27 protein-coding genes are annotated in these 26,615 nt (G+C 74.8%); 7 read left to right on the top strand and 20 right to left on the bottom strand.

The annotated features are described in order from the left end of the window. Positions 1–41 precede the first annotated feature (41 nt). The 4 genes from EF918_RS03895 to EF918_RS03880 are packed head-to-tail and all read left to right on the top strand — an operon-like array spanning position 42 to position 2,493. Positions 42–515: an SRPBCC family protein gene (locus EF918_RS03895; protein ID WP_185921586.1), complete on the top strand. Its 474-nt coding sequence runs from the start codon at positions 42–44 to the stop codon at positions 513–515. Then, positions 512–1,354, top strand: coding sequence for an alpha/beta fold hydrolase (locus tag EF918_RS03890; RefSeq protein WP_125640645.1), 843 nt, complete (start codon positions 512–514; stop codon positions 1,352–1,354). The genes EF918_RS03895 and EF918_RS03890 overlap by 4 nt, the downstream gene beginning before the upstream one ends. Continuing rightward, the gene (locus EF918_RS03885) at positions 1,351–1,995 is read left to right on the top strand and encodes a 4'-phosphopantetheinyl transferase (protein WP_125640642.1); all 645 of its coding nucleotides are present in this window, start codon (positions 1,351–1,353) and stop codon (positions 1,993–1,995) included. Before EF918_RS03890 ends, EF918_RS03885 begins: the two co-directional genes overlap by 4 nt. 9 nt (positions 1,996–2,004) lie before the next feature. Continuing rightward, on the top strand, positions 2,005–2,493 hold the full coding sequence (locus EF918_RS03880; RefSeq protein ID WP_125640639.1) for a GNAT family N-acetyltransferase: 489 nt from the start codon (positions 2,005–2,007) through the stop codon (positions 2,491–2,493). Here EF918_RS03880 and EF918_RS03875 read toward each other — a convergent pair. The 4 genes from EF918_RS03875 to EF918_RS03860 form a co-directional block, all read right to left on the bottom strand. Beyond that, positions 2,490–3,491, bottom strand: a complete 1,002-nt coding sequence (locus EF918_RS03875) for an AraC family transcriptional regulator (RefSeq protein WP_125640635.1) — start codon at positions 3,489–3,491, stop codon at positions 2,490–2,492. The two genes, EF918_RS03880 and EF918_RS03875, sit on opposite strands and share 4 nt — an antisense overlap. Positions 3,492–3,680: 189 nt before the next feature. Next, positions 3,681–4,175 carry a DUF1772 domain-containing protein gene (locus EF918_RS03870; RefSeq protein WP_260609747.1) on the bottom strand — a complete coding sequence of 165 codons (495 nt, stop codon included), beginning with the start codon at positions 4,173–4,175 and terminating at the stop codon, positions 3,681–3,683. Further along, positions 4,172–4,804 carry a hemerythrin domain-containing protein gene (locus EF918_RS03865; RefSeq protein WP_125640632.1) on the bottom strand — a complete coding sequence of 211 codons (633 nt, stop codon included), beginning with the start codon at positions 4,802–4,804 and terminating at the stop codon, positions 4,172–4,174. Before EF918_RS03865 ends, EF918_RS03870 begins: the two co-directional genes overlap by 4 nt. A 109-nt stretch (positions 4,805–4,913) precedes the next feature. Next, positions 4,914–5,750, bottom strand: a complete 837-nt coding sequence (locus EF918_RS03860) for an NmrA family NAD(P)-binding protein (RefSeq protein WP_125640629.1) — start codon at positions 5,748–5,750, stop codon at positions 4,914–4,916. Between the two features lie 367 nt (positions 5,751–6,117). On the opposite strand from EF918_RS03860, the gene EF918_RS03855 reads away from it, so the two are divergent. Next, positions 6,118–7,113 carry an AMP-binding protein gene (locus tag EF918_RS03855; protein WP_185921585.1) on the top strand — a complete coding sequence of 332 codons (996 nt, stop codon included), beginning with the start codon at positions 6,118–6,120 and terminating at the stop codon, positions 7,111–7,113. Between the two features lie 62 nt (positions 7,114–7,175). On the opposite strand, the gene EF918_RS03850 is transcribed toward EF918_RS03855, so the two are convergent. The 6 genes from EF918_RS03850 to EF918_RS03825 form a co-directional block, all read right to left on the bottom strand. Next, positions 7,176–7,988, bottom strand: coding sequence for a hypothetical protein (locus EF918_RS03850; RefSeq protein WP_125640623.1), 813 nt, complete (start codon positions 7,986–7,988; stop codon positions 7,176–7,178). Beyond that, positions 7,988–8,806 carry a 3-oxoacyl-ACP reductase FabG gene (gene fabG / locus EF918_RS03845; RefSeq protein ID WP_125640620.1) on the bottom strand — a complete coding sequence of 273 codons (819 nt, stop codon included), beginning with the start codon at positions 8,804–8,806 and terminating at the stop codon, positions 7,988–7,990. Before fabG ends, EF918_RS03850 begins: the two co-directional genes overlap by 1 nt. After that, the gene (locus EF918_RS03840) at positions 8,803–10,539 is read right to left on the bottom strand and encodes an FAD-dependent oxidoreductase (protein ID WP_125640617.1); all 1,737 of its coding nucleotides are present in this window, start codon (positions 10,537–10,539) and stop codon (positions 8,803–8,805) included. The genes fabG and EF918_RS03840 overlap by 4 nt, the downstream gene beginning before the upstream one ends. Then, complete coding sequence (locus EF918_RS03835; RefSeq protein ID WP_125640614.1) at positions 10,529–10,876, bottom strand: antibiotic biosynthesis monooxygenase; 348 nt, start codon at positions 10,874–10,876, stop codon at positions 10,529–10,531. Before EF918_RS03835 ends, EF918_RS03840 begins: the two co-directional genes overlap by 11 nt. Beyond that, positions 10,870–12,684: a class I adenylate-forming enzyme family protein gene (locus EF918_RS03830; protein ID WP_125640611.1), complete on the bottom strand. Its 1,815-nt coding sequence runs from the start codon at positions 12,682–12,684 to the stop codon at positions 10,870–10,872. The genes EF918_RS03835 and EF918_RS03830 overlap by 7 nt, the downstream gene beginning before the upstream one ends. Positions 12,685–12,767: 83 nt before the next feature. Continuing rightward, positions 12,768–13,250 carry an SgcJ/EcaC family oxidoreductase gene (locus EF918_RS03825; protein WP_125640607.1) on the bottom strand — a complete coding sequence of 161 codons (483 nt, stop codon included), beginning with the start codon at positions 13,248–13,250 and terminating at the stop codon, positions 12,768–12,770. Positions 13,251–13,310: 60 nt separating this feature from the next. Between EF918_RS03825 and EF918_RS03820 the strand changes: the two genes are divergently transcribed. Next, on the top strand, positions 13,311–13,841 hold the full coding sequence (locus EF918_RS03820) for a flavoprotein (RefSeq protein WP_125640604.1): 531 nt from the start codon (positions 13,311–13,313) through the stop codon (positions 13,839–13,841). A gap of 18 nt (positions 13,842–13,859) precedes the next feature. Here the strand turns inward: EF918_RS03820 and EF918_RS03815 are convergent, their stop codons facing one another. Continuing rightward, positions 13,860–14,858, bottom strand: a complete 999-nt coding sequence (locus tag EF918_RS03815) for an NAD(P)-dependent oxidoreductase (RefSeq protein WP_125640601.1) — start codon at positions 14,856–14,858, stop codon at positions 13,860–13,862. A 150-nt stretch (positions 14,859–15,008) separates the two neighbouring features. Here EF918_RS03815 and EF918_RS03810 point away from each other — a divergent pair, with 150 nt between their 5' ends. Then, a complete protein-coding gene (locus tag EF918_RS03810) occupies positions 15,009–15,965 on the top strand; it encodes a ScbA/BarX family gamma-butyrolactone biosynthesis protein (protein ID WP_125640598.1) in 957 nt (318 codons plus the stop codon). A gap of 86 nt (positions 15,966–16,051) precedes the next feature. On the opposite strand, the gene EF918_RS03805 is transcribed toward EF918_RS03810, so the two are convergent. From EF918_RS03805 to EF918_RS36735, 9 genes are all read right to left on the bottom strand, one after another. Continuing rightward, positions 16,052–17,362, bottom strand: coding sequence for an FAD-dependent monooxygenase (locus EF918_RS03805; protein WP_125640595.1), 1,311 nt, complete (start codon positions 17,360–17,362; stop codon positions 16,052–16,054). Between the two features lie 3 nt (positions 17,363–17,365). Then, complete coding sequence (locus tag EF918_RS03800; RefSeq protein ID WP_125640592.1) at positions 17,366–17,656, bottom strand: acyl carrier protein; 291 nt, start codon at positions 17,654–17,656, stop codon at positions 17,366–17,368. 35 nt (positions 17,657–17,691) lie between these two features. Further along, positions 17,692–18,897 carry a ketosynthase chain-length factor gene (locus tag EF918_RS03795; RefSeq protein WP_125640589.1) on the bottom strand — a complete coding sequence of 402 codons (1,206 nt, stop codon included), beginning with the start codon at positions 18,895–18,897 and terminating at the stop codon, positions 17,692–17,694. Next, positions 18,894–20,165, bottom strand: a complete 1,272-nt coding sequence (locus tag EF918_RS03790; protein WP_125640586.1) for a beta-ketoacyl synthase — start codon at positions 20,163–20,165, stop codon at positions 18,894–18,896. The genes EF918_RS03795 and EF918_RS03790 overlap by 4 nt, the downstream gene beginning before the upstream one ends. Beyond that, positions 20,162–20,854 (bottom strand): thioesterase II family protein, encoded by a 693-nt coding sequence (locus EF918_RS03785; protein WP_260609748.1) that lies wholly within the window; start codon positions 20,852–20,854, stop codon positions 20,162–20,164. The genes EF918_RS03790 and EF918_RS03785 overlap by 4 nt, the downstream gene beginning before the upstream one ends. Before the next feature lie 195 nt (positions 20,855–21,049). Next, positions 21,050–22,552: a cellulose binding domain-containing protein gene (locus tag EF918_RS03780; protein WP_125640583.1), complete on the bottom strand. Its 1,503-nt coding sequence runs from the start codon at positions 22,550–22,552 to the stop codon at positions 21,050–21,052. A gap of 324 nt (positions 22,553–22,876) precedes the next feature. Beyond that, positions 22,877–24,349: a VCBS repeat domain-containing M23 family metallopeptidase gene (locus tag EF918_RS03775; RefSeq protein ID WP_125640580.1), complete on the bottom strand. Its 1,473-nt coding sequence runs from the start codon at positions 24,347–24,349 to the stop codon at positions 22,877–22,879. Between the two features lie 114 nt (positions 24,350–24,463). Next, positions 24,464–25,915 carry an FG-GAP-like repeat-containing protein gene (locus tag EF918_RS03770; RefSeq protein WP_125640577.1) on the bottom strand — a complete coding sequence of 484 codons (1,452 nt, stop codon included), beginning with the start codon at positions 25,913–25,915 and terminating at the stop codon, positions 24,464–24,466. 223 nt (positions 25,916–26,138) lie between these two features. Beyond that, a complete protein-coding gene (locus EF918_RS36735; protein ID WP_185921584.1) occupies positions 26,139–26,276 on the bottom strand; it encodes a hypothetical protein in 138 nt (45 codons plus the stop codon). Positions 26,277–26,615 lie beyond the last annotated feature (339 nt).

Raw genomic sequence — 26,615 nt, 5'->3', positions numbered from 1 at the left:
CCGCCTCCCTTTTGTTCCTGGTTCCCCTGGAGGCTTCGACCATGACCACCTACGACCTGATCGACGAGGCGGTGATCGACGCCCCGGCGGCCGCCGTCTGGGACGCGCTGATCACCGAGTTCCGCGGTGCCAAGCAGTGGTGGGTCCCGCACAACACCTTCGCCACCGTCTCCGGCTCCCCCGACGCGGTCGGCGGTGAGGTCGCGGTCACGGTGCACACCAAGGGCGTCGACAACGGCGGCCTGAAGCTGCGTTTCACCGCGCGCACCACGGCCGTCCTGCCCGGCCGCCGGCTGGACATCGAGTACGTGGACGGGGTCTTCCGCGGGCCCAGCACGTTCACCGTGGAGCCGCTCGCCGACGGCCGCACCCGGCTGGCCATGCACTTCGCGGCGCGGCCGCACGGCTGGCTGAAGCTGCTGTCGAAGGTCGCCGACCTGGGCGCGGAGCACTCGCGCGGCACCCTGGCGGCCTTCGAGTCCCTGGGCCGGCAGCTGTCGGGGGTCGCGGCATGAGCGCCGTCGCCGAGCTGACCCGGGAACTGACCGTCCGTACGGACGACGGCGCCGACCTGGCCGTCACCGTGCTGGCCCCGCTCGCCGGGACCACCCCGGCCGGCGACGTGGTGCTGCTGCACGGCTGGGCGCACTCCCGCCGTGCCTGGGGCACCGTCACCGACCGGCTGATCCGGGCCGGGCACCGGGTGGTGCTCTACGACCACCGCGGCCACGGCGCCTCCACCCTGGGCCGGACCCCGGTGTCCCCGGAGCGCCTCGCCGCGGACCTGGCGGCCGTGCTCGGCGAGACCGGGGCGCGCGAGGCGGTCCTCGTCGGCCACTCGGGCGGCGGCTTCGCGGCGCTGACGTACGCGGCCACGCAGCCGGAGGCGGCGCGGCTGCGCGGCCTGGTCCTGGTCGGCACGGCCGCGCACGGCCAGGACACCCCGGACAGCGAGGTCAAGATGATGGGCAGCGGCTTGTTCAGCCGGGCCCTGTCGCGTCCGGGGCTGGGCCGCAAGCTGCTGTCCTCCACGATGGGCAAGAAGGCCGACCCCTGGGCCCGTGAGCTCAACCGCCAGCTCTTCGCGGCGACCCTTCCCCGGGTCCGGGCGGACTACTTCCGCTGCACCCGCGGCTGGGACGTCCGTGCGCCGCTGGCCTCGGTCCGCGTCCCCGCGGTCGTCCTCCACGGCGACCAGGACAAGGTGATCGACGTGGCCCTGGCCGAGACCCTCGCGGACGTGCTGCCCGCCGCCCGCTTCGAGGTCGTCCCGGACACCGGCCACATGCTCCTGCTGGAACGCCCCCTGCTGGTGGTCTCGGCCGTGGCCGAACTGTCGGCACGCGGACGATGATCGAACGGCTGCTGCCCCCGGGCGTCACGTCGTCGGAAGCCTTCGACGACGAGGCGCCCGCGCCGCTGTTCCCGGCCGAGGCCGCCCTGATGGAGGGCCGCCGGGCGCGCCGCCGCCGGCAGTTCGCCACCGCCCGGGCCTGCGCCCGGCGCTGCCTGGAGGCCCTCGGCCGGCCACCGGTCGCGCTGCTGCCCGGGCCGGGCGGCGCCCCGCAGTGGCCGGCCGGGGTGGTCGGCAGCATCACCCACTGCGACGGCTACCGGGCGGCGGTGGCCGCCCCGGCGGACCGGGTCGCGGCCCTGGGCATCGACGCCGAACCGGCGGGCCCCCTGCCCGACGGCGTCCTGGGCCTGATCACGTCGCCCCAGGAACGCACCCACCTCGAAGCCCTGTCCTCCGCGGCTCCGCAGACCCCGTGGGAGCGCATCTTCTTCTCGGCCAAGGAAGCGGTGTACAAGGCCTGGTACCCGGCCACGGGCACCTGGCTGGGCTTCCGCGACGCCACCCTCACCCTCTCCCCCACCGGCACCTTCCGGGCCACCCTGCACCCGCCGCACGCGCCCGACGCCCCCGACCCGGTCTACGAGGGCCGCTGGCTGGCCACGGAATCCCTGGTGATCACCGCGGTGGCCCGCCGCTAAAGTGCCGCCATGAGCACGCCACACCTGCGTCTGGAGCCGGTCACCGCCGCCAACTTCGACGCCGTCCACGCCGTGTCGGTCCGCCCCGACCAGCAGCACCTGGTCTCCCCGGTGGTGAAGTCCCTGGCCGAGGCCTACGTCCACCCCACCATGGCCTGGCCCCGCGCGATCGTCGCCGGCGAGGAGGTGGTCGGCTTCGTCATGGCCTTCCTGGACCACCACTGGAACGACGACCCGGCCGACGTCCGCTCGGGCCTGTGGCGCCTGAACATCGACGCCGCCCACCAGGGCAAGGGCTACGGCACGTTCGCGGTGGAAGCGGTCTGCGCCGAACTCCACCGCCGCGGCACCCCCCGCGCCTACGTCACCTGGCACACGGGCCCCCGCACCCCCGAACCCTTCTACACCGCCCTGGGCTTCGCCCGCACCGGCGAACTGAGCGGCGACGAACCGGTGGGCGTGCGGGAACTGGCGGCCCCGGCCGAGGCGCCCGCCTAGAGCGCCGGCAGGACCACGGTTCTCCGGGGTGGGGTCCGCGGGTCCGGGGCCGTGGGGCGGGCGGCGCCCGTGCGGAAGTCCTGGGGGCTGATGCCGCGGACCCGTTTGAAGGCCGTCGACAGGGCGAACGCCGAGCTGTAGCCGACGCGGCGGGCGACCGTGGCCACCGTGGCGTCCGGTTCGCGCAGCAGGTCGGCGGCCAGGGTCAGGCGCCAGCCCGTCAGGTACGCCACCGGGGGCTCGCCCACCACGTCGGTGAAGCGGCGGGCCAGGGAGGCCCGTGAGACGCCGACCTTGAGCGCGAGCTCCTCCACCGTCCAGCCGTGGGCCGGGTTCTCGTGCAGCAGGCGCAGGGCCGGGCCGACCACCGGGTCGCTCTGGGCGCGGTACCACATGGGGGCGCCGCTGCCCGGGGCGGCGAGCCAGGCCCGCAGCACCCCGATGAGCAGCAGGTCCAGCAGCCGGTCCAGGACGATCTCCTGGCCCGGCTCGTCCTTGCCGATCTCGGCGGTGAGCAGGGTGATCAGGGTGTGGTCGGCCGTCTCGGCGGGGCGGACCAGCAGGGTCGGCAGGGCGCTCAGCAGCCGCCGGCCGATCTCGCTGGGCGCCTGGTAGGTGCCGCTGAGCATCACCGCGGACCCGGCGTCCTGCAGCGGGTCGCCCCAGGTGCGCACGCCCAGCGACATCGTCTCGGTGACGTCCTCGCCGTCCTGCGTGCTGCACCGCTGCTCGGGCCCGACCGTGATCTGGACGGGGGTGTCCGGGGAGTCCGCCACCGTGTACGGGTCGGGGCCGCGGACCACGGCCACGTCCCCGGGGCCGATCCGGACCGGGGTGCCGTCGTCGGGCAGCAGCCAGGCCTCGCCGTGCACCATCGTCACGATCGACAGCGGGGCCCGGTCCTCGACCCGGAGCGACCACGGCGGGTTGAAGACGGACTTCAGCAGGAACGCGCCACGGGCCTTGGGCCCTTCGAGGAGTCCGGTCAGGGTGTCCATCGTTCCATCCTCTCCGACGGTCCCCGGCGGCGGCAGCACGTGTAGCGCCCGCTCTCCCGCGGGGGACGGAAGAAGAGAGCGGGCGCCGTTCACGGGGTCGAGCGGTGGCGCCGCGGCCGGGCCGCGGGTCAGGTACCGCGGCCGGGCCGCGGCCGTCACGGGTCGGGCCGCCGGGCCACGGGTCGTACGTCAGGCCGCCGAGCCGCGGCCGTGCAGGGTCAGGGCGCGGCCGAGGGCCGCCAGGGCCGCCGTACAGGCCACCGTGCGGACCACGTTGCCCGTCGTCCAGCGGCCGCCGAAGCGGGACCGGGCCGCGGACGCGTCCGCCCCCGCCTTGGCCAGCTGGTGGTTCAGCGGGATGTTGACGACCGCGCTCACCAGCAGCGACAGCCCGTACAGGGCGAACGCCAGCCAGCCCCAGCGCGCGGTGTCCGGCCGGCCGCCGCGCTGCTGCTGGGCGGCGGCCACCCCGGTGGCGAGGAACGCCCCGAGGAACAGCAGCCCGAACAACCCGTTGTCGATGGCCTCGTTGATGTTGCGCATGGCGGTCACGTAGGTGTGGTCGTCGCCGCGCCCGAGCCCGGGCATCACCGAGATGTCGAAGGCGAAGTAGAGCCCGGCCATGAGCCCGGTGCCGACGGTGGCGGCCACCAGGGTCGCGGACTGGGTGGTCGTACTGGTCACGTCAGGATTCCCTTCAGCGTGCGCTCGTAGCGCCGGCGCAGCAGCGTCGATCCGACCAGCCGGACCGGCGGCGGAATGGTCGCCGAGACGTGCGCGACCGAGGCGGGCGGAGCACCGTCGAACATCCACGGCTGCAGGTAGGTGATCACGCGCCGCGGCGCGGTCCCGATGAGCTTGCGTTCCTCCGCCAGGTACGCCCGCTCCCCCAGCCGGTCGAAGACGGGGAAGACGACCTGTTCCTCGGCGGCCAGGTGGTCGCGCAGGACGGTCTCGAAGCCGGCGGCCGCCGCCACCAGGCCGTCACCGCCGCGGGCGACCGCGGTGGACACCGCCGCCATCGCCGCGTCCAGTTCCTCGTGGTCCTCGTGCAGTTCGCGGGCCTGCGCGTCGAAGTCGGGGTCCCGGGCCCGCAGTCCGGGCCACAGCACGTCGTCCTCGCTGGTGTGGTGCCACTCGATCACCTCGCGCAGCCGCTGCCACCACTCGGCGCCGCCGCCCTTCCAGGCGGGGGCCGCCGCCCGCAGCCGGGCCGCGTCGCGCCGCATGGCGATGTGCATCAGGGCGAAGCCGTGGAAGTGGGCCGGCAGTGCGGCCAGTCCGTGCTCGCTGGAGTACGCCCGCTCGGGCATCGAGGTCCCCCTTCGGTCGGATCCGTTCCCGTGTCCCCGGGTCCGGCGGGCGGCGGCCGTACCAGAGTCGCCGCCCGGCCGGACCGGGGTACGCCGGGAGCCGGGCCGGTCAGGCCTGCGGGACGTCCCAGACGCCGCTGGCCGCCGCCTCACGGGCGAAGTCGGAGAAGTCCTTGGGCTTGCGGCCCAGGGCCTCCTCGACGCCGTGCACCAGGTGGGCGTTGCGCCCGTCCAGGATCATGGTGAACAGGTCGGCGAAGTCCTCCGGCAGACCGTTCTCCCGCAGCACCGCCCGGTACTGCTCGTTGGTGACGGAGACGTACGTGATCTCGCGCCCGGTCGCCTTGGACAGCTCGGCGGCGACGTCGCTGTAGCTGAGCAGGCGCGGGCCCGACAGCTCGTAGGTCCTGCCGATGTGCTTGTCGTCGGTCAGCGCGGCCACCACCACGTCGGCGATGTCGTCGGCGTCGACGAAGGCCTCGACCGCGTCACCGGTCGGCAGGGCGATCTCGCCGGCCAGCACGGGCTCCAGGAAGAAGCTCTCGCTGAAGTTCTGGTTGAACCAGCTGGAGCGGACGATGGTCCAGTCGGCCCCGGAGGCCTTCACGTTCTCCTCGCTGACCTCGGCGGCCTCCTCGCCACGGCCGGAGAGCAGCACCAGGCGGCGCGCCCCCTTGGCGACGGCGACCTTGGAGAACTCCGCCACCTGCTCGGCGGCGCCGGGGAAGGCGAGGTCGGGGTAGTAGGTGATGTAGACCCGGTCCACACCCTCCAGGGCGGGCCCCCAGGTGGCGGAGTCCTCCCAGACGAACGGCGGCTCGCCGCTGCGGGAGCCGATGCGGACGGCACGGCCCTGGGCGGTGAGGCGCTCGGCGACGCGACGGCCGGTCTTGCCGTGTCCGCCGATGACGAGGGTGATCTGCGCGTTCTGCGTGTTCTGAGTCATGAGTACAGTCAAGTCCACTCTCGCGAGACGGGCCATAGCCACAAAGCTCAGTTCCATACGCGTGCGTCTACGAGTTGGGATGGATCGGTCGACTCGCGAGCACCGCGGAGAGTGCGGCTGCGGCATGAGCCCGAGAATCGTAGGCATGCCCGGACGGGGTCGGCCACAGCATCCCGAGCGGTCCTCGACCCCCCGTGGACCCGGCGTCGAGCACCTCTCGAGCACCTCCCGAGCCCGTGCCGAGCCGGTGCCGACCGGGTCCCGACCGGCTGCCGAGCGGTCCTGTACGGCCGAGATTCGAGCACGACTCCAAGCGGTCCCGACACCATCGGTGGTCGGAGTACCGATCCGAGGTCCGGGAGGCCAGATGAACCCCACTCCGGAGCAGCCGGAGCTCGACCAGCTGTCCGCCGACCTGGCCGGGCTGCTCGGCAGGATCGGGCTCGACCCGGCCGGCGAGCGCCCCACGCGCCGGGATCGCATCGACATCCGATTCGCGGCCGTGGCCGCCCTGCACCCGGGCCGCGTCGCGGCCCAGGACGCGGAGGAATCGGCGACCTACCTGGAACTCGACCTGCTGGCCGACGACATCGCCCGCCGGCTCAGCGGCCGGGCCGGACCCGGCCAGGCCGTGGCGGTGCGCGCCCGGCGCACCTGCACGGCCGCCGCGGCGGTGGTGGGCACGATGCGCTCGGGCGCGGCGGTGCTGCCGCTGGAGCCCGGGCACAACCCGGGCCTGCAGGAGTTCCTGATGCGGGACGCCGGCACCGAGATGGTCCTGTCCGACAGCGGGCTGCTGCGCGACGAGATCCCCGTGGCCAAGGCCGGCCCGTTCGTGGTCGCGGTCCGCCCGGAGCAGGCCGTACGCCGCCAGCTCCCGGAGCGCACCGCGTTCCTGGGCCTGCCGTCCGCGGGGGGCCGGCCGGGCCGGGCCGTGGCCGTCGAGCCGGTCACCCACCTGGACGTGCTGTCCTGGGTGGACGTGGCGCTGCCGATGCTGGAGACCGGCCCGGACGACGTGTGGACCTTCTACCACTCGATGAGCCTGGACCTCGGGATGCGCGAGATGTGGGGCCCACTGCTGTCGGGAGCGCGCGCCGTCGTCGTGGACCGGGACACCGCCTCCGACGCGCGGGAGTTCGCCCGGACGCTGACGGAGCACCAGGTCACCGTGCTCACCCAGCTCCCGTCGGCGTTCACCCGCCTGACCGCGGCCGCCGCCGGCACCCGGATCCCGTCGCTGCGCCACGTCCTGCTCTCGGGCGAACCGCTCCCCCCGAGCTACCCGGCCGCCTGGCACCGGGCGGCCATCGCCCCGCAGGCCACCCTGTGGGACGTGTCGGGCTCCCCGACCCGGGTCTGACCCGGGCGGTCCGTCCCGTGCGCAGGGCCCCGGGGGACAGGCGTCCTGCGGGGCCCTCGCGGTCAGGACCGCGGCCCGGCGGCCTCCTGCGCCGCGCGGCGGACGGCGGCCAGGAGGTGCCGGCTCTGCCGGCCCAGGGCCTCGCGGACGATCCGGCGGGCGGCGCCGAGGTCGGCCGGGGCCCCGGGCAGCGCCCGCAGGGCGGCCGGGCGCAGCACCACGCTGTGGCGTACGCGGGCCAGGCCGTCGGCGTCGACCCGCCAGCAGCCGGTGTGCGCGGCGAGCGGGCCGTCCGGCGGCTGGGGGCGTTTGCCGACGATCCGCCCGCTCGCGGGCAGGAGCACCCGGTACGGCCACCGCCCGGCCACGCGGTCCGCGAAGCAGGCGTAGGTCACGGCGGGCGGGGCGGCCACCTCGGCCACGTCCTCGAAGGTGAGCATGACGTCGTCGAGCCGCTCCCAGTGCGCGGCGAGCGCCAGGAGCTCCCGTACGTCCTCCCAGGCGCCGGCCCGGCCGCCGGTCAGGGTGAGCCGGGACCGGTCGGCGGCGCAGGCCTCGACCTGCCAGGTCCCGGCCGCGCACCCGACGCGGCGGCGGGCCGCGTCCAGCTCCCGCCGCTCGCTCACCAGGACGATCCCGTCCCCGGACCCGGGCGGGCCCGCCGGCCGGGACCACACCAGCAGTTCGTCGCGGACGCCGTCGCTGCCGAGGCGCTCCACGTGCACCGCCGAGGGGAAGTACAGCGGCCGGCGCGCCGCGTCCGCGAGGAGTCCGTAGACGATCCCCGCGGGCGCGGCGACCTCCGCCTCCACCGGCCCCGCGGCAGCGCCCGGCGGGGGCATCGGCGACGCCGACGCGAACGCCGGCCCCGGCATCAGAAGTTCCCCAGCCCGCCGCACACGTTGAGCGCCTGCGCCGTGATCGACGCCGCCAGATCGGTGGTCAGGTACCCGACCAGCCCGGCGACCTCCTCGGGGGTCGAGTAGCGCCCCAGCGGGATCTTGGCCTCGAACTGTTCCTGGACGTACTCCTCCGTGGTGTCCCACGCCGCCGCGTACCCGCTGCGCACCCGCGCCGCCATCGGCGTCTCGACGTAGCCGGGGCAGACCGCGTTCACGGTGACCCCGGTCGGCGCCAGCTCCTTGCCGAGGGCCTTGGTGAAGCCGACCACGGCGTGCTTGGACGCCGAGTACGGGGCGCCCAGCAGCACGCCCTGCTTGCCGGCGGTGGAGGCGATGTTGATGATCCGGCCCCAGGGGGCCCGGCTCAGCCCGCCGTGGTTGAGGACCTCCCGCGTCAGCAGGAACACGCTGTTGAGATTGGTGTCGATGACCTCGTGCCACAGCTCGTCGGTGATGTCGGCGGTGGCCCCGCCGCCGCTGCGGCCCGCGTTGTTGACCAGGATGTCCACGGTGCCGCCGTAGGTCTCCACGGCCGCCGCGACCAGCGCCGCGACCGCGCCCCGGTCGCGTACGTCGGCGGCCGCGCCCTCGACGGTCAGCCCCTCGGCGCGCAGGTCCTCGACGGTCTGCTTGACGGCCGACGCGGTGCGCGCGCACAGGAACACCCGGTGCCCGCGCGCCCCCAGGTCCCGGGCGATCGCCAGCCCGATGCCGCTGGTCGCCCCGGTGACCAGGGCCACCGGCCGCTCCGGTGCCCTGCCCGCCCCCGTCCTCGCCGTCCCTGCTGTCATCGGGCGCCCTCCCTCACTCGCGTCGACGTCCCGACGATGACGCGGTCCACTCGGGGCGCGCCGGAAGCCGGGTGGGGCCGCAGCGCCAGCGGCGCCAGCGCCCGGTCCAGGGCGGCCTGCGTCAGGTCCGGCCCGCAGGCGGCGACATAGCCGTCGGGGCGCACCAGCACCCAGCCGCCCGCGGCCAGCCCCAGCGCCTCACGCAGCCTGCCCCGGGGGTCGGCCAGCGGCCGGGGCGGCCGGCGCCGCGGGCCCGCGGGCGCCACCGGCCGGCCGCCCTGGACCGTCCGGACCGACAGCCAGTCCGCGTACCGGGCGTGTGCGGCGCGGGCCGTCTCGGCGGCCTCGCCGGTGCCCTCGGGCACGTACAGCAGTGACCAGCGCACGTCGCGCAGTTCGGCGGCGAAGGCGGTGGTCCCGGGATCCCCGGGGAACCGCGCGGCCGCCACGGCCGCCCGGGACCCGGGCCGCGGGCCGGAGCGCGGCCCCGCGCCCTCCGGGGCGGCCGGGCTCAGGGAGCTGCCGGCGTACCCCAGCCGCAGCCCCGACATCCCGCCGAGCACCTTGCGCTGGACGGCCCGCCGCAGCGGCCCGGTGTGGCGTACGACGCCCATCACCACCGGCAGGGCCACTCCCGCGAGCGCGTTCTTGAACTGCACGAGGAACGTCGCCTGCCGGGTCGAGCCCAGCAGTTCCCGCCCCACCGGCACCCGCTCCTCGCCGTAGGTGTCGAGCAGTGCGGCGCCGGAGCGGCCCCGGGCGACCATGGCCAGCTTCCACGCCAGGTTGTACGCCTCCTGCACGCCGGTGTTCATGCCCTGCCCGGAGGCCGGGCTGTGCACGTGCGCGGCGTCGCCCGCGACGAACACCCGGCCCTCGTGCATCCGTGGCACCATCCGCTGCTGGAAGGTGAACACCGAGGTCCAGGACGGCTGTCCGACCCTGACCGCGCGCCCCAGCCCGGCCGACAGCTTGGCGGAGAACCGCTCGGCCACCGGACGCGGGTCCGCCCCCGGCCCGGCCGGCGCGGTGTCGAGCAGCCGCCAGTGGCCCTCCTTGCGGTAGGGCACCATCATCAGGGCCTGGCCGCCGGTGTGGACCCAGTAGATGGTGTCCTGCGGCAGGTCCACGGACACCGGCGCGTCGGCCAGTTCCCAGGTCTCGCTCGACTCGCCGAGCAGCGGCAGCCCGAGGGTCTTGCGGACGGTGCTGTGCCCCCCGTCGCAGCCGACCAGCCAGGGCACGGTGACGTCCTCGGTCCGCCCGTCCGGGTGGGCCAGCCGCGCGTGCACCCGGTCCGCGTCCTGGGTGAACGACACGAGCCGCACCCCCCACTCCACCGCGACACCGAGCCGTGCGACGGCCTCGCGCAGCAGCTCCTCGGTTCGGGTCTGCTCGATGATGACGGTGTAGGGGTAACAGGTCGGCATGGTCGCGTAGTCGGCCTCCAGCCGCACCAGCCGCCGCCCGCCGGCGTACATGGTGAAGGCCCGGTTCGGCCGGCCGGCCCGCAGGACCGGACCGACCAGGCCCATCTGGTCGAAGGTCTCCAGGGTGCGCGGGTGCACGGCCACGGCCCGGCTGGTCGTGCCCGGCCGTACGGCGGCGTCGACCAGCCGGACGGCCACGCCCCGCCGCGCCAGCTCGTGCGCGGCGGTGAGCCCGACCGGGCCGGCCCCGACGACCAGGACCTGCGCCCCGCGGCCCGCGGCGGCGGCCCGCTCAGGCCGCATGTGCCGGCTCCTGCGCGGCGGACCGCCGCGCGACGCCTTCGGGCGTCCGCCAGGGCCCCTCCTCCACGGTCCGGAACAGCCCCGGCTCGGGCGTGGCCAGCGCGGCCAGCGGTCCGACCAGCTCGCGGAAGGTCTCGCTGGTCACGGCGGCCCGGTGGGAGGCGGCGTCGAGCCACTCGGCGATCTCGATGAAGACGTGGGGCTCACCAAGGGAGTTCAGCGTGCGGTGGGCGATGTGGCCGGGCTGGGCGCTCATGAAGGCGGAGATCTTCTCCTTGGCGGCCAGGAACTCCTCGATGTCACCGTGCACGGTCAGCTTGTTGACGAAGGTCACCACGGGGAACTCCCGGAGGTAGAAGGAACGGGATCGGGAAGAGCGCCAGGAACGGCAGCGAGCGGAAGCGGAAGCGAAAGAGGAGGAGGAAGAGGAAGAGGAAGAGCAACGGGAACGGGAACGGGAGCCGCAGGGGGAGTCCCGGCGCCGGCGGCAGTGGCAGCAGGAGCCGGGACGGGCACGGTCTCCACCGCCGCGCGGGTCCGGATGCTCATCGCCAGCCCACGCCGGGCCGGCTTGCCCACCGGCGTGCGCGGCACGGCGTCGAGGACCTCGACCCGGCGGATCTGCTCGAAGGGCGCGAGCCGCTCGTTGGCCCGTTCCACGATGGAGTCCACCACGTCCAGCAGCCCCGGCTGGACGGGATCGCGCAGCACGATCCCGGTCCACACCACGGCCCCGTGGACGGGGTCGGGCCAGCCCGCGACGACGCAGTCGGCGACCCGTTCGTCGGCGGCGACCACGGCCTCGACGGCGGTCGGCGAGACCAGCTCGTTGTCGTACTTGAACACGTCACCGAGCCGGTCGACGAGGAACAGCTCGCCCCCGCCGTTGACGTAGCCGACGTCGCCGGTGGAGAACCAGCCCCCGTACCCGACCTTGGACGGGCCCAGGCAGTCCAGGTAGCCGGCCATCAGCTGCGGCCCGCGCACCTGCACCTCGCCGGGCGTGTACGGGGGCAGCGGGCGCCGGGTGTCCAGGTGCACGATCCGGCACTCGGTCCCGGGCACGGCCGGGCCGACGGCGGTGCTGCGCGGCCGGTCGCTCTCGCCGAGCTCGTCGTAGGCGGGGGCCGCGCCGGGGCGCTGGCAGTGGCTGAGCGGTGACAGCTCCGCCATCCCGTAGCCCTGGACGACGGGGACGCCGAGCCGGCGGCGCAGGACGCGCGCGGCGCCGGGGTCGAGGGCGGTCCCCCCGGAGAGCACGGCGGCCAGCCGCGGCCCGGCGGGCACCCCCTCGATGCTCACCTCGTCGGCGTCGTGGAGCTGCGCGGCCAGCCGGTGCAGCCGGGCGGGCAGCCCGTAGTAGTGGCTGACGCCCTCCCGCGCGGCCACGGCGAGCGAGGCCAGCGGGTCGGGGTCGGTGCACAGCACCTGGCAGGCCCCGGCGAAGACGGCGGAGTTGAGGTGCATGACGTGGTAGAGCGGCAGATGGTTGAGCGTGACCGACTCACGGTCCAGCTCGTGGGCGGCGGCGGTCTGGGCGGCGTTCGCGACGAGGTTGCGGTGGGTCAGGCGCACCCCGCGCGGCCTGCCGGTGGTGCCGGTGGTGAACTGGATGCAGACGACCTCGTCCAGCCCGGCCCCGCCCGCCCCGGCCCCGGCGGCCTGCCCGGCCCCGGCCGTCGGCCGCGGCGCACCGGCCAGCAGCTCCTGCCATTCCTGCCCGCCGCCGGTGGTGACCACGGTGCGGCGCAGCGCGGGCAGTTGCCCGGCGAGCGCGTCCAGCAGCCGCCCGGTGGCGGCCGGTACGAACGCCAGCTCGACGGCGGCCGCGGCGCACACGTGCGCCAGCCCGGCCTCCTTGAGCAGCGGGTTCACCAGGACGGCGGTGTTCCCGCTGCGGGCGGTCCCGTAGTAGGCGGCGGCGAAGGAGGCGTCCAGCACGTTGCCGACCCCGATCCGGGCCCCGCGCCGCCCGAGCTCCCGCTCCAGGTGTGCGGCGACCCGGTCGGCCTGCTCGTCGAGCTCGGCGAAGGTGACCGGGGGGCGGCCGTCGGCGTGGCGGACCGCCACCCCGTCCGGGTCCCGGCGCGCGGCGCGTCGCAGCAGCCCGTCGAGCGGCAGCGGGGGGTAGGGGAAGACCGGCACGGCTCTGCCCTCCTGGGGACGCGGGGTGTTCCCACCGTCCGCGGGGGCACTCGAGACGCGCCGGAGGACCGCTCGACGTCCCCTCAGCCCTCCTGCTGCCGCACCTGCGTGTTCTGGCCCACGGTCAGCAGCCAGCGGCCGTCGTCCTGCTTGGTCATCACGTACAGCGGCGTGCCCTCGGAGTCCTCGTCGGAGCTGCCCTCGGGCGCGTGGTAGACCTGCCGGACCTTGACGGCGGCCACGTCGGGGCGCAGGAACTGGATGTGGGCGGCCTCGTAGGTGACCTGGCCGGTCCAGGAGGCGGCCGGCAGCACCTGCCGGGTGAACGCGGAGACGGCGTCGAGGCCCACGAGGACCTTGCCGTGGGTGGTGGTCCACAGGGCGTCGGGGTGGAAGAGGGCGAGGAACGCGTCGGGGTCCTTGGCCCGCTGCGCCTTCTCGACCTCGGCGACGACCTGGTGGAGGGCGGCGATGTCGGCGGCGGTGCCGACTGCGGTACCGGCCGCGGTACCGGCGGCGGAGGGGACGGTGGTGTCGGCGCCGTGCGCCGTGGATGCGTCGGTCATGGCGCCCATCCTGCAACCTCAAGTAAGGTTCAGGTAAAGGAGTATGATCACATGGTGGTCATGACAAGCACTCTCTACCTGCTCTGCTCCGCCGCCCCGCCGGTCTTCGACGTGGCCCACGTGATCGAGGACGCGCAGGCGCGCGGCTGGGACGTGTGCCTGGGACTGAGCCCGACGGCGGCGCACTGGGTGGCGGGGAGCCTGGACGGACTGGCCGCGCTGACCGGGCACCCGGTCCGCTGGCAGTACAAGATGCCCGGCGAGCCCGACGTGTGGCCGGCGGCCGACGCGATCCTCTTCGCCCCCGCGACCTTCACCTCCGTCAACGCCTGGGCCCTGGGCCTGACCGACCGCTTCGTCGTCGGCGTGGCCGCCGAGGCGCTGGGCAAGGGCACCCCGGTGGTCACGATGCCCTGCACCAACGCGGCCCTGGCCGCCCACCCCCAGTTCGACCAGAGCCTCGCGGTGCTGCGCGGCGCCGGGGTGAACGTCCTCTACGGCGACCACGGCTTCACCCCGGGCCCGGCGGGCCCGGACGCCCCGGAGTCCTTCCCGTGGAACACCGCCCTGGCGGCGGTCACCCCGGCGTAGCCGCGCCGCCGCCCGCCCCTACGCCACCAGCCGCGCCCCGTACGCGGCCGCCGCGGCAGCGGCCGGCACGGCCCCGGCCCCCGCGCCGGCCAGGGCCCCGGTCCCGGCCGGGGCGTCCGGGTGGGCGCCGCCGCGGATGCGGTACCACGGGACCGCGTCCGCCAGCCGGCGCAGCGGGCCCGGGCCCGGCCGGACGCCCGCCAGCTGCCAGACCGCCTCGCTGCGGTACCACATGTCGTCGGCCAGCAGCGCGAACTGGCGGGGGCTCACCCAGCCCGGCCGCTGCGCGAGGCCCGTCAGGCACTCCTGCCAGTCGAAGTCCCCGCCCTCGGCCGGGTCGTGCGGGAGGACGCCGTGCCGGGCCAGTGCGGTCATCAGCTCACCGTTGCGGACCGGCTCCGGGTGGCTGACGTGCAGGACCCCGGCCGGCAGGACCCGCGGCCCGGTCGCCAGGGCCGCGACCAGGCGGGCCAGGTCGCCCACGTCGACGTACGAGGTCAGCCCGCGCCCACCGGCCCAGCTCCCCGGCAGCCGCCGGAAGCTGTCCACCAGGGCCGGTACCACCCAGCGGTCGCCGGCCCCGGTGACCAGCCCGGCCCGCAGCACCGTCCCGCCGGCGGCCAGCACCGGGGACTCCCCGGCCAGCCGGCTGCGGCTCGCGGGGGAGACCGGCGCCGGCCGGACCTCGCCGACCTCCGGGCCCCGGTGGGGCCCGGCGCCGTAGACCGCGCACGTGGACAGGTGGATGATCCGGTGCACGCCCGCCCGGCGCGCCTCGGACATCAGCGCCCTGGTGCCACGGTCGTTGACGGCCCGGCACCGCTGCGCGTCCGGGCCGACGTACGAGGCCAGCGACAGCAGCGTCCGCGCTCCCTCGCAGGCCCCCCGCAACGACTGCGGGACCCCGAGGTCCACCCCCTCCCCCCGGGACAGCAGCCGGACCTGCGCGCCGTCCGCGCGCAACTGCCGTACCACCGCTGATCCGACGAATCCGGTCCCGCCGCTCACGACGATCATGGTGCCCCCCAAGGCCCTCGACCACTCGGCCGAGCCCACCCTCGCTCGACAAAAAACAGAACATTCTCTATGTTACGGAGGCCGCTGCACCGTTGCACCGCCATTCAGCCAATCCACGCACCACGTCCCCGGGGGAACAACGTCGTGACCATGTCTGTCGGCACCACCACCCCGGCGCCCGTCCTGACCCGGACCGTCGCCCGCGAGTACGTGCACAAGGCCGCCCACTCCGAGGTGCTGCTGACCGGCTGGCGCGCCGTGGGCCAGGATCTCTTCGTCGTGACGGCCCAGTGGCCGCGGGACCACGCCTTCTACGCGACCGTCGACGGGCGGCACGACCCGCTGCTCCTCGCCGAGACCGTCCGCCAGGCCATCCCCCTGCTCAGCCATGCCGCGTACGGGGCGCCTTTCGGCCACCGGCAGATCTGGAACCGGTTCGCCCACGCCGTCGATCCCGCCGTCCTCGACGTCGGTGACGCCCCGACCGAGCTCGAACTGCACCTCTCCTGCAGCGACATCACCCGCCGCGGAACCCGCCTGGCGGGCCTGACCATGGACGTGGGCTTCGTCCGCGACGGCCGGCTGCTCGGCGGCGCCGAGGCCGCCTTCAGCAACCACCCGCCCGCCGTCTACGAGCGCCTGCGCGGCCCCTACGGCGACCTGGACGACCTGCGCACCCGGCTCTCGACGCTGCCCGAGCCGCTGGCCCCGCACCTGGTGGGCCGCGAGCGGACCCGCGACGTCGTGCTCGCCGAGGGCGACCGGCCGAACCGGTTCCTGCTGCGCGCCGACCTGGGCCACGCCACGCTGTTCGACCACCCGGTCGACCACGCCCCGGGCATGCTGCTGCTGGAGGCCGCCCGCCAGGCCGCGCACGCCGCCGCCCGCCCGGCGCAGGCCCGGCTGGTCGGGATGAGCGCCGAGTTCCTCCGCTACGCCGAACTGGACGCGCCCTGCTGGATCGAGACCCGCCTCGCCCCGCGCGCCTGGGACACCTCGGGCCGGCTCCAGGTCCACGTCACGGCCCGGCAGGGCGGCCAGGTGGTCTTCACGGCGGACGCCACCGCGCAGACCGCCGCCCCGGCCGAACTCCGCCAGGCCTCCTAGCCCGCCCCGGCCCGGCCCCGGCCGGAACCTTGGCCGGGGCCGGGCCAGGGGCAGGGGCAGGGGCCGCGGTCAGCAGAGAGGGACGGTCACGTGAGCGCGGCCGTCGCGAAGAGGTCCGTGCGGACCGGGACCGGGACCGGGCCCTGCGCGATGGTCCGCGTCAGCTTCGCGCCGATCGGGGTCCGCGTCACCAGCGACGCCGCCCCCGCCCGCAGGTACGAGGCCACCGGCCCGGCCGCGGGGCCCAGCACGGCCCGGGCCTGCACCACCTGCATCCGGTGGATCCGCTGCGCGACCGGCGCCCGCTCGGCCGCGTAGCGCTCCAGCGGCAGGCCCCGCACCAGCAGCGGATGCAGCACCGCCGCGTCCTGCAGGGCCAGGTTGATGCCTTGCGCGCCGATCGGGCCGTGCGTGTGCGCCGCGTCCCCGATCAGGGCCAGGCCCTCGCGGGTCCAGTGCGTGGCGTGGGCCGCGAACACGTCGAGCAGGCTCAGCCGCGACAGCGAGCTCAGCTGCGCCCGTACCAGGTCGGCCAGGTGCGGCACGGCGGCGGCCAGCTCCTCGCGGATCGCGCCGATGCCGCGGGCCACGGCCTCGCTCCAGCCGCCGTGCGGCAGCGTCCAGCCGATCCGCAGCCGGTCCCCGTGGGCGTCGTGGACCAGGACCGCGCTGCCGCCCGCCCGGTGCACCCGGACCGCGCCGGTGGCCCGGCCGGGGGCGTCCAGCGCGCACCAGACCACGTCCTGCGCGAACGACTCCGACCGCCCGGCCCCGATCCCGGCCAGCGCCCGGGTCCGGGAGAACCGCCCGTCCGCCCCGACCACCACCCGCGCCCGCACCGCCGTCCGCCCGCCGTCCGGGCCGCGCAGCACCGCCCCCGTGTACGGTCCGCCGCCCGGCCGCCGCTGCGTGAGCGCGACGATGCGGTGGCCCTCCAGGTACGTGAACCCGGGCAGCGCCCGGCACGCCCGCAGCAGCTCGGCCAGCAGGTGCGGCTGCGGGAGCGCGAGGAGGTGGTCGTAGGGGCCGCCCAGGCGGCGGTAGTCGATGTCGAGCAGGGTCCGCCCGCGCTCGCACACCTGGAAGCGTTCCAGGACGCGGCTCCCGCGCGCCCGGGCCGGGGCGAGCACCCCCAGCTCGTCGAGGATCCGCTGCCCGCCGGGCTGCAGGATCTCCCCGTGGAACTCCCGGCGCAGCCGTACGGACTTCTCCGCCAGGGCCACCCGCATCCCGGAGCGCAGCAGCATCAGCGTCAGCGCCAGCCCGCCGGGCCCGGCCCCGACCACACAGACGTCGGCGTCGAGGACCCTGTCCGCCGCCGCGTCCCCGGTGACACGGGCCGCGTCCCCGGTGACACGGGCGGCGGCGCCGCGCGCACCGCCGGTGGCCTCCGGCACGGCTCAGACCCCCGCGCGCGCCGACAGCGCGGAGTTGACCATGTCCAGGTAGCGCCGCGGGGTGTCCGCGTCGCCGAGTTCCTCCTCGTCGAGCTGGACGGCGTAGTCGCGTTCGATCCGGCTGGTGGTCTGGATGAGGGAGATGGAGTCGTAGTTCAGGTCCATCCAGTCCTGGTCCAGCACCGCCGGGTCCGTCATGTCGATGCCCTCGCTGTCACCGGCGCACTCGCTCAGCAGCCGCGCCAGGTCGGCCAGTTCCAGCCGACCCTGCGCCGGGTCGTCGGGGTTGCCCATGTCCGTGTCCTTCCGTGGTCGTCGTGGTCGTCACCTCAGGCCGCCCGGACGACGGCCGCCGCGTTGAAGCCGCCCCGCCCGCGCGCCAGCACCAGCGCCGTCCGCAGCCGGGCCCGCCGCGGCGCGCCGGTCACCAGGTCCAGCGGGCAGTCGGCGGCCGGCCGTACGGTCCCGGTGGTCGGCGGGATCACCTGGTCGCGCAGCGCCAGCAGGGCGGCCGCCAGGTCCAGCGAGGCCCCGCCCGCCGAGAGCCGGCCGGTCATCGTCTTGGGCGCGGTCACCGGCACCCCGCGCGGCCCGAACAGCCCCGCCAGCGCCTCGGCCTCCGCCCGGTCGGCCGCCCGCTCGCCGGCCGCGTCGGCGAGGACCACGTCCACGTAGGCCGGCCCGATCCCGGCCTCGGCCAGGGCCTGTTCGGCGGCGGCCCGCAGCCGGGGCGCGGCCGGGTCCGCGTCGAAGGTCGAGGCCTGCCCGGCGATGGTGCCGTAGATGCGGCGCGCCCCGCGCGCCCGCGCCGAGGCGGCCTCCTCCAGCACCAGCAGCGCCCCGCCCTCGCCGACCACATGGCCGTCGGCGCGTTCGTCGAACGGCAGGTACGCCGAGCGGGGGTCCTGGCGGGTGGTCATCGCCCCGCCGGCCAGGTGCGCCGCCCAGCCCCACGGGCACAGCGCCGACTCCAGGCCCCCGGCCACCACCAGGCGGGCCCCCTTGCGCAGGTGGCGGCGCCCCTGGGCGACCGCGTCGAGGCCGCCCGCCTGCTCGCTGACCAGCACCCCGCTGGCGCCGCGCAGGCCGTGCCGGATGGAGATCTGGCCGCTGTTGACGGCGTAGAACCAGGCGAAGGACTGGTACGCGCTGACGTACTGGCTGCCCTGGCTCCACAGGGCCTGCAGCTCGCGCTGGCCGAACTCGAAGCCGCCCGACGAGGCCGCGGTGACCACCCCGGCGCCGTACTCGGGCAGGTCCGCCGGGTCCACCTCGGCGTCGTCGAGGGCCTCCTTGGCGGCGGCCAGCGACAACCGGGTCACCCGGTCGGTCTGCGGCAGCAGCCGCGAGGGCACGTGGTCCTCGTCGACGAAGCCGGGCACCTCGCCGGCCAGCCGGGACGGGTAGCCGGAGGCGTCGAAGCGGGTCACGGGACGGATGCCGCTCTCGCCGCGCAGCACGGCCCGCCACCAGGCGGCGGTGCCCAGCCCGTTGGGGGCGGCCACCCCGATCCCGGTCACGACGGTCGCGGTCATCGGGCCTCCTTCGCGGTGGGGAACACGTGCTGCGGCGGCCGGGCCAGCACCATCGCGCTGTGGAAGCCGCCGAAGCCGCTGCCGACGGTCAGCACCACGTCGGTGCGGTGCTCCCGGGCGGTCAGCGGCGTGTAGTCGAGGTCGCAGGCCGGGTCCGGCTCGTGCAGGTTGGCGGTGGGCGGCACCGTGTTGTGCTCGATGGCCAGCGCCGAGGCCACGGTCTCCAGGGCGCCGACGGCCCCCAGCGAGTGCCCGATCATCGACTTGATGGCGCTGACCGGCACCCGGTGGGCGTGCGCGCCGAGCGCCCGTTTCAGCGCCGCGGTCTCGTGGACGTCGTTCTGCTTGGTGCCCGAGCCGTGCGCGTTGACGTGGTCGACGGCGCCGGGCGCGAGCCCGGCCTCGCGCAGGGCGATCCGGATGGCCTCGCCCATCTCGGCGCCGTCGGTGCGCAGTCCGGTCATGTGGTAGGCGTTGTTGGTGGCGCCGAACCCCACGATCTCGGCGTAGGCGTGCGCCCCGCGGCGCCGGGCCCGCTCGTACTCCTCCAGCACGAGGACGGCGGCGCCCTCGGCGAGGACGAACCCGGCCCGGGTCCGGTCGAAGGGCCGGGAGGCCGTGCCGGGCGTGTCGTTGTGCCGGGAGGTCGCCTTGACCGCGTCGAAGCAGGCTGCGGTGATCGGGCTGAGCGGCGCCTCGCCGGCGCCGGCGAGCATCACCTCGGCGCTGCCCTCGCGGATCAGCTCCACCGCGTGCCCGACCGCGTCCATCCCGGCCGTGCACCCGGTGGACACCACCGACACCGGGCCCTCGGCGCGGGCGCTGCGGGCCAGTTCGGCGGCGACCGAGGCCGGGGTGAACCAGTCGCACAGCTGCCGGGCGGGCCCCCGGTCGACCAGCCACCGGCCGCCGCCCCCGCTGAGCCTGCGGTACTCGGCGTCCATCGCCGAGGCCGAGCCCAGCGCGGTCCCGAAGCACACCCCGCCGCGCGGCCCCGGCAGCGCCGGCAGCCCGGCGTCGGCGAGGGCCTCGGCGGAGCAGGCCAGCGCGAACTGCGCGACCCGGTCCACCCCGTCCGGCACCCCGCACGCCACGGGGTCGAAGTCCACCTCGCCGGCCACCCGGGAGCGGAAGCCCGTGGCGTCGAAGCGGGTGACGGCGCGGGTCGCGGTCCGTCCGGAGGTCAGCAGCGCCCAGAACTCCTTGACCCCGACCCCGCCGGGCGCGACCGCCCCCAGGCCCGTGACCACGACCCGCCGCGGCGTCACCGCGCGCACCGCGCCACGACCCGCACGGCCCGCCCCACCATCCGGGGCAGCGCCGCGTCCCGTACGAAGAAGTGCCCGCCGGGCACCGTCCGGCGCACGAACCGGTCCGAGGTCCACCGACCCCACCCGGCCACGGCCTCCGGCCGCCCGAGCGGATCCTCCCGCCCGGCGACGGCGAGCAACGGCACGCCCACCGGCCCTGCGGCCGCCCCGCGCAGGGCGGCGGCGAGCCGCAGGTCGTCCCGGAGCACGGGCAGCACGGACCGGTGCCACACGTCCCCGGCCCGCACCCCCTCGGGCACGGCCCCGAACCGGGCCAGCAGCCCGACCAGTGCGGCGTCGTCCAGGCCGGCACCGCCCACGAGGGCGGCCACCCCGTCGGGCGGCGGCAGCGCCCCCACGCCGAGCAGCAGGGGCGGCGTCAGCCCGACCTCGGCGGCGGCCCGGGCGAGGGTGAACGCGACCAGCCCGCCGAGGCTGTGCCCGTAGAGCGCGTACGGCTCGTCCCGGACCACGTCGGCGACCCCGCGCAGCTCCCGCAGCAGCCCGTCCCGCCCGACCACCCGCGGCTCCCGCCGCCGCCGGTCCCGCCCGGGCAGCAGCCACGGCACGACGTCCACGCCGGGCCCGACGAGCTCGGGCCACCGGTGAAAGGCCGACACTCCGGCCCCGGCATGCGCGAAACACACCACCTTCACCCGCCCACCTCCCAGCCACTTCCCCCACGATGACGCGCCCCGCTGGAGCGCCTCTGGAGCCACCGACCGCCCCCACGACGCCCGCACCGCACCCCGGCAGCGGTGGGCGGAGCTGCCGGAATGCGGTGCGGGCGAATCGGAGGGCGGGCGGTGGAGCGGTGGAGCGGTCACTGGCGCTCCTGGCGGCTACGACCGTCCGGCAAAGGCCTTGGTGAACGCCAGGGGCGCCTGCACGATCGACGAACACGTGGCGTCGGCGTAGTTCTTGGCGCCGCCCGGGCACTGCTGGTCACGCGCCCCCGACCACATCGCCAGCCACGCCAGGCCCTTGCTCCGGGCGAACTCCGCGAGCTGCGTGGCGTCCTCGACCGTGAAGATCTCGGCGGCCACGTCGTTGACGCCGATCATCGGTGTGACCGCGACCGCCTTCCACGCCGCCGCGTCGGACAGCCCGAGGACGCCCTTGACCTGCGCCTGGGTGGCCGTCGCCGCCTGGACGGCGTAGCCGCCCATGTCGCCGCTGTACGCCGGGCCGTAGTCCATCGCCATGACGTTGACGGCCGAGACGCGCACGCCGTTGCGCTTGGCGTCGGCCAGCAGGTCGACCCCCGGCTGGGTCAGGCCCTCGGGCATCACGGGCAGGGTGAAGGAGACGTCCAGCCCCGGGTGCTTCTGCTGGAGCAGGGCGATCGCCTGCGCGCGCCGCGTGTTGGCGGCGGTGTCCGGCAGGGCCGCGCCCTCGATGTCGAAGTCGGCCTTGGTCAGCCCGTACGCGTCGACGACCTTGCCGTACGCGGCCGCGAGCTCGGCCGCCGAGGAACAGGCCAGGGCGAGTTCCGAGCCGGCCGCGCCGCCGAAGGAGACCCGGACGTCGCCGCCCTTGGCGCGCAGCGCGGGGATCTGGGACGCCACCCGGTCCGCGCCGAGCGCCGTCGTCCCGCCCCACAGCGGGTTGCAGCCGCCGCCGGAGGTGACGAAGGCCAGGTTGAACTCCTTCACCCCGGTCTTCTCGGCCGTCGCCAGCAGGTCGTACGTCGGGTAGAGCGAGGTGTCCACGTACGGCGCGAACCCGGTGCCCGCCGAGGGCCGCGTGGCCGTGGCGGTCGGGGTGGGGGCCGGGGTCACCGGAGCCGTCGGCTCGGGCGACGCGGTGGCGGTCGCGGTGGCGGTGGGCGTGGGCGTGGGTGCGGTCGTCGGGGTCGTCGTCGGCCGCCCGCTGGGCTGCGGCGCCGGGTCGGTGGACACGGAGCACTTCACCTTGTTGATCAGACAGCCGGTCGGGTTGCCGGGGGAGCCGCCCTGCGCCGCCGTGACGAAACCGACGGTCGCGGAGGCGCCCGCGGCCAGCCCGCCGCCCGCCCAGCTCGGCGGCCTGACGGTGACGTGGTTGCCGCTGACCGTCTTCTCGCCGTTCCACAGAGACGACAGCGTGGTCCCGGCCGGGAGGTCGAACTCCAGGGTCCAGTCCGTCAGTGCCCGGTCGCTGGTGTTGGTGATGACGTACTGGCCGGTGTACCCGGTCGACCAGCTGCTGGACCGCGTGAACGCGGCGCCCACGGAGGCCGCCTGGGCGGTGCCGGTGAGCGCGACCGCGGCGCCGGCGACGGCCACCGTCAGCCCCAGCGCGGCGGCCGCCTTCGCCTTGCGGCGGCCGGACGTACGGCGGTGTGAAGAGGGGTTACCGGTCATGGGTGCGCTGCCTGCCTCATCGGTGCGGGGATGGGGGACGGAGCAGCACGCTAGCGATCCGGAACCGGACAAACCGCCTGGTCACGACCCCGGCCCCAGATCTTGAGGCCCGCTTAAGGAACCCATCGGAGAGGGTTAAACCGAAGCCGGGGCAAGACCCGGAACACGAACCGGAACAGGACGGAGAACGGGACGGAGAACGGGACGGAGAACGGGCACGGAAACGTGAACGGAAACGTGAACGGAAACGGAAACGGAAGGAGCGGGCCGGTCCCGAAGGACCTGCCCGCCTCGGCGGTGCTCAGCAGGGCCGCCGGCCGGCGACTACCAGCCGCCCGCGCCGATCTCCTTGCGGGCGCCCAGACCCGACCCGGTGCCCGGGTACAGGTACAGCTTGCCGGTCGAGTTCTGCACGGCCACCAGGTCGTCGGAGGCGCTGGTGTTCAGCAGGTCGCCGCCGATCAGATCGGACATCCCGTTCCAGCCGCCCGAGCCGATCTCGATGCGCGGGCTCAGGTACCCCTTGTCGCCGGGGTACATGTAGAGCTTGCCGGTGGACTTCTCCACCGCGACCAGGTCCTGGCGGCCGCTGTTGTTGAGGTCCATGCCCGTCAGGTTGGACATGCCGTTCCAGCCGCCCGAGCCGATCTCCTTGCGGGCACCCAGGCCCGAGCCGGTGCCCGGGTACAGGTACAGCTTGCCCGTGGACTTCTCCACCGCCGCGAGGTCGGCGACACCGTCACCGTTGAGGTTGAGCGCGGTCAGCTCGGCCATGCCGTTCCAGCCGCCCGTACCGATCAGGATGCGGTCGGAGCCGCCCGCGATGGTCGCGTTGTCGTTGCCCTTGTACAGCCACAGCTTTCCGGTGGACTCCTCCACCGCGACGATGTCGTCCTTGCCGTCCTTGGTGAAGTCACCGCCGACCAGGTTCGACATGCCGTTCCAGCCGGCCGTACCGATCAGGACGCGGCCGGAGCCGGGGGCGATGGTGCCGTTCGCGTTGCCCTTGTACAGCCACAGCTTGCCGGTGGACGCCTCCACACCCACCACGTCGAGCACGCCGTCGCCGTTGAGGTCGGCCGAGGCCAGGTCGGTCATGCCGGTGCCGGCGCCGCCCGTGCCGCCACCGGGGCCCTCGGGCTTCGGGTCCGGGGTCGGCGCGTCACAGTTCTTGCTGGTCAGCGTCTTGGTCGGGTAGAAGGCGGTGCCGTTGAAGGCGGTCCGCTCGTCGGTGCCGTAGTGGCGCTGCTCGTAGTGCAGGTGAGCGCCGGTGGAGTTGCCGGTGCTGCCCACGATGCCGATCTGGTCGCCGGCGTCCACCCTCTGCCCGTCGCGGACCTTGAAGCCGTTGAGGTGGGCGTAGAGCGTGCTCCAGCCGTCGCCGTGGTCGATCACGACGAACTTGCCGTAGCTGCGGTTGCCCACGTCCTTGACGTGCGCCGTACCGCCGGCGCTGGCCAGCACGGGACGGTTGAGGGTGTCACCGCCGTCGGTCCAGTCGATGGCGTACGCCGACGGGCTGTGGCCCGAGCGGGACGAACCGCGCCAGGTCTCACCGCACTTGAACGGCATCTGGAACTTCGGCCGGTCGCTGGAGGCGAACGCGGCCATCGGCGTCGCGGCGTACTCCGTCGGCAGGCCCATCTCCTCGACGGTCAGCACGTCCATGTCGCCGTGGTAGTCGTCGGCGATGTCCTCGGCGTTGGCGCCGCTGATGGACAGGGTGGTGGCGGCGATCGTGGCGCAGAGCAGACCGGTGGCGATCCGTACGCGCTTCGACATGAACTTCTTGATCATGATGACAGGTCCAAACCGGCACGGCGGTGCCGAGAAGAAGAGGAAGAAGGAGAAAGAAGGAAAGGGAGCAGAGAAAGAAGGAGGGATTGGCGATGGGGCGAGGGGGAGGGGGGCCTACCAGCCGCCCGAGCCGATCTCCTTGCGGTCTCCCAGACCGGACCCCGTGCCGGGGTAGAGGTAGAGCTTGCCGGTGGACTTCTCCACGCCGACCAGGTCGTCGTAGCCGTTGGAGGTGAAGTCGCCGCCGATCAGGTCGTTCATGCCGTTCCAGCCGGCCGAGCCGATCTCCTTGCGGGCGTCCAGCCCGGCGCCGTTGCTCTTGTAGAAGAAGAGCTTGCCGCTGGAGGTCTCGGCGCCGACCACGTCCGTCTTGCCGTCGTTGTTGACGTCCATGCCGACCAGGTCGTGCATGCCGTTCCAGCCGCCGGTGCCGATCAGCACCCGGGTGCTGCCGCCGCTGATGGCGCCGGCGCCGTTGCCCTTGTAGAGCCACAGCTTGCCGGTGGACGCCTCCACCCCGACGACGTCGGCCTTGCCGTCGCCGTTGAAGTCGCCGCCGATGAGGTCGTGCATGCCGTTCCAGCCGCCGGAGCCGATCTCCTTGCGGGGGGCCAGGCCCGACCCGGTGCCCGGGTACAGGTACAGCTTCCCGGTGGACTCCTGGGTGGCGACGATGTCGTCCTTGCCGTCGCCGTTGAAGTCGGCGGCGGCCAGGTTGGACATCCCGTTCCAGCCGCCGGTGCCGATCTCGACCCGGGCGGAACCGCCGGCGATGGTGCCGTTCGTGTTGCCCTTGTACAGCCACAGCTTGCCGGTGGACGCCTCCACCCCGACCACGTCGTCGACGCCGTCGCCGTTGATGTTGGCGGCGACCAGGTCCGTCATACCGGCCGAGGGCTGCGGCGGGGTGGTGTCGGTGTCGTCGACGATGTTCTTGTAGCGGACCGGGGCGTACGGGCCGTAGCCCGGGTAGTACGGGTAGTCGTAGATGCGGTGGTGCACGCCCGAGGGGGTGAAGTCGAAGCCCCAGTACTTGCTGTGGTCGCTGTTGGCCCACTTCTCGAACAGGACGACGTGGCCGCCCGAGCCGCCGTCGTTGTCGAGGAGGGCGTCGCCCGCCTTGAGCTCGGACTTGCTGATGGAGTGGACGACACCGCGCGGCTCGAAGGTGTCGGTGGTGAGCGAGGAGTCCAGGTCCCAGGCCATCGACACGAAGCCGGAGCAGTCGGTGCGGTAGCCGCCGTAGCGGCCGCCCCAGTCGTAGTCGAGGCCGATACCGACCCAGCTCCGGGCCCGCTCGATGACGGTGCTGCGGGATATCTTCGACGAGGCCGCCGAGTAGGCGAAGCCCCGCATTTCGGAGGCGACGGGCGCCTCGGCGCCCTGCCCGGTGCTGCCGAAGTCGGGATCGGCGCCGGTCTCGGCGACCGGCTCGGCGACGGCCGTGACGGGGGCCGGTGCGGCACTGGCGGCCGAGTTCAGGGCGACGACCCCGGCGCTGGAGGCGGCGACGGCGAGCAGGACCGCGACGGCGGTACGGCGGGGGGTGCGGGCGGCGCGAGGCATGGGTGTACTCCGGTTCGTGTTGCGGTGAGTTCAGGGGGTCCGCCGAGGTCCGGGAGCCGGTGCGCGCAGTCAGAAGGGCACGCTCGACCGGAGGCGGAAGGAGGTGAGGACGGACGGTGGGCCGGACAGCTGCCCTGCAGGCACAGCGGTCCCGAGAACCGTCGAAAGACGAGGAAGAAGAAAAGAGAGGAGAAGAGAAGAAGAGAAGAAGAGGAGAAGGCAATCAGCCGGCGGCGAAGTCCCCTGCTGCGGCCTGCGAGGAGGTCCGCTCCAACGGAACGGCCGAGGCCATCGGGGCGACGGAGGTGATGCCGATGGTCAGGGCGATGACCGCGGCGGCCCGAAGAAGTCCGGTACGCATGACGAGAGGGTTCCTTCCATGCTGGATCGCCGACTGACGGCGGCTGCTGATACGGCTGCTGTTCCGGTCACCCGGACGTCCCGCGGTCGACGTCCACCAGGTGCTCCCGGCCCTGTCCCCGAGGTCTCCCTCGCTGACGACCACTAGCTTTGCCGCTGCTCAGCCCCTTGAGAACCCCACTCCTCTGGCCCGAACCGTCCCTGGCCCAACCAGTCCACACCCACACTTTCCAGCCAGCCGCCTCCACGACGGCACCGGGCGGGCCGCCCGGGCCCCGCCCCGACCACCGTCGGCCGATCAGCCTCGGCCCCGACGGGCCGACCAGGGCCGCCCCGGCCC

It is taken from the genome of Streptomyces sp. WAC06614 (assembly GCF_003949795.1).
Classification (GTDB): domain Bacteria; phylum Actinomycetota; class Actinomycetes; order Streptomycetales; family Streptomycetaceae; genus Streptomyces.
The sequence above is the reverse complement of the archived record's forward strand: the minus strand, read 5'-3'. Positions and strand labels throughout refer to the sequence as shown.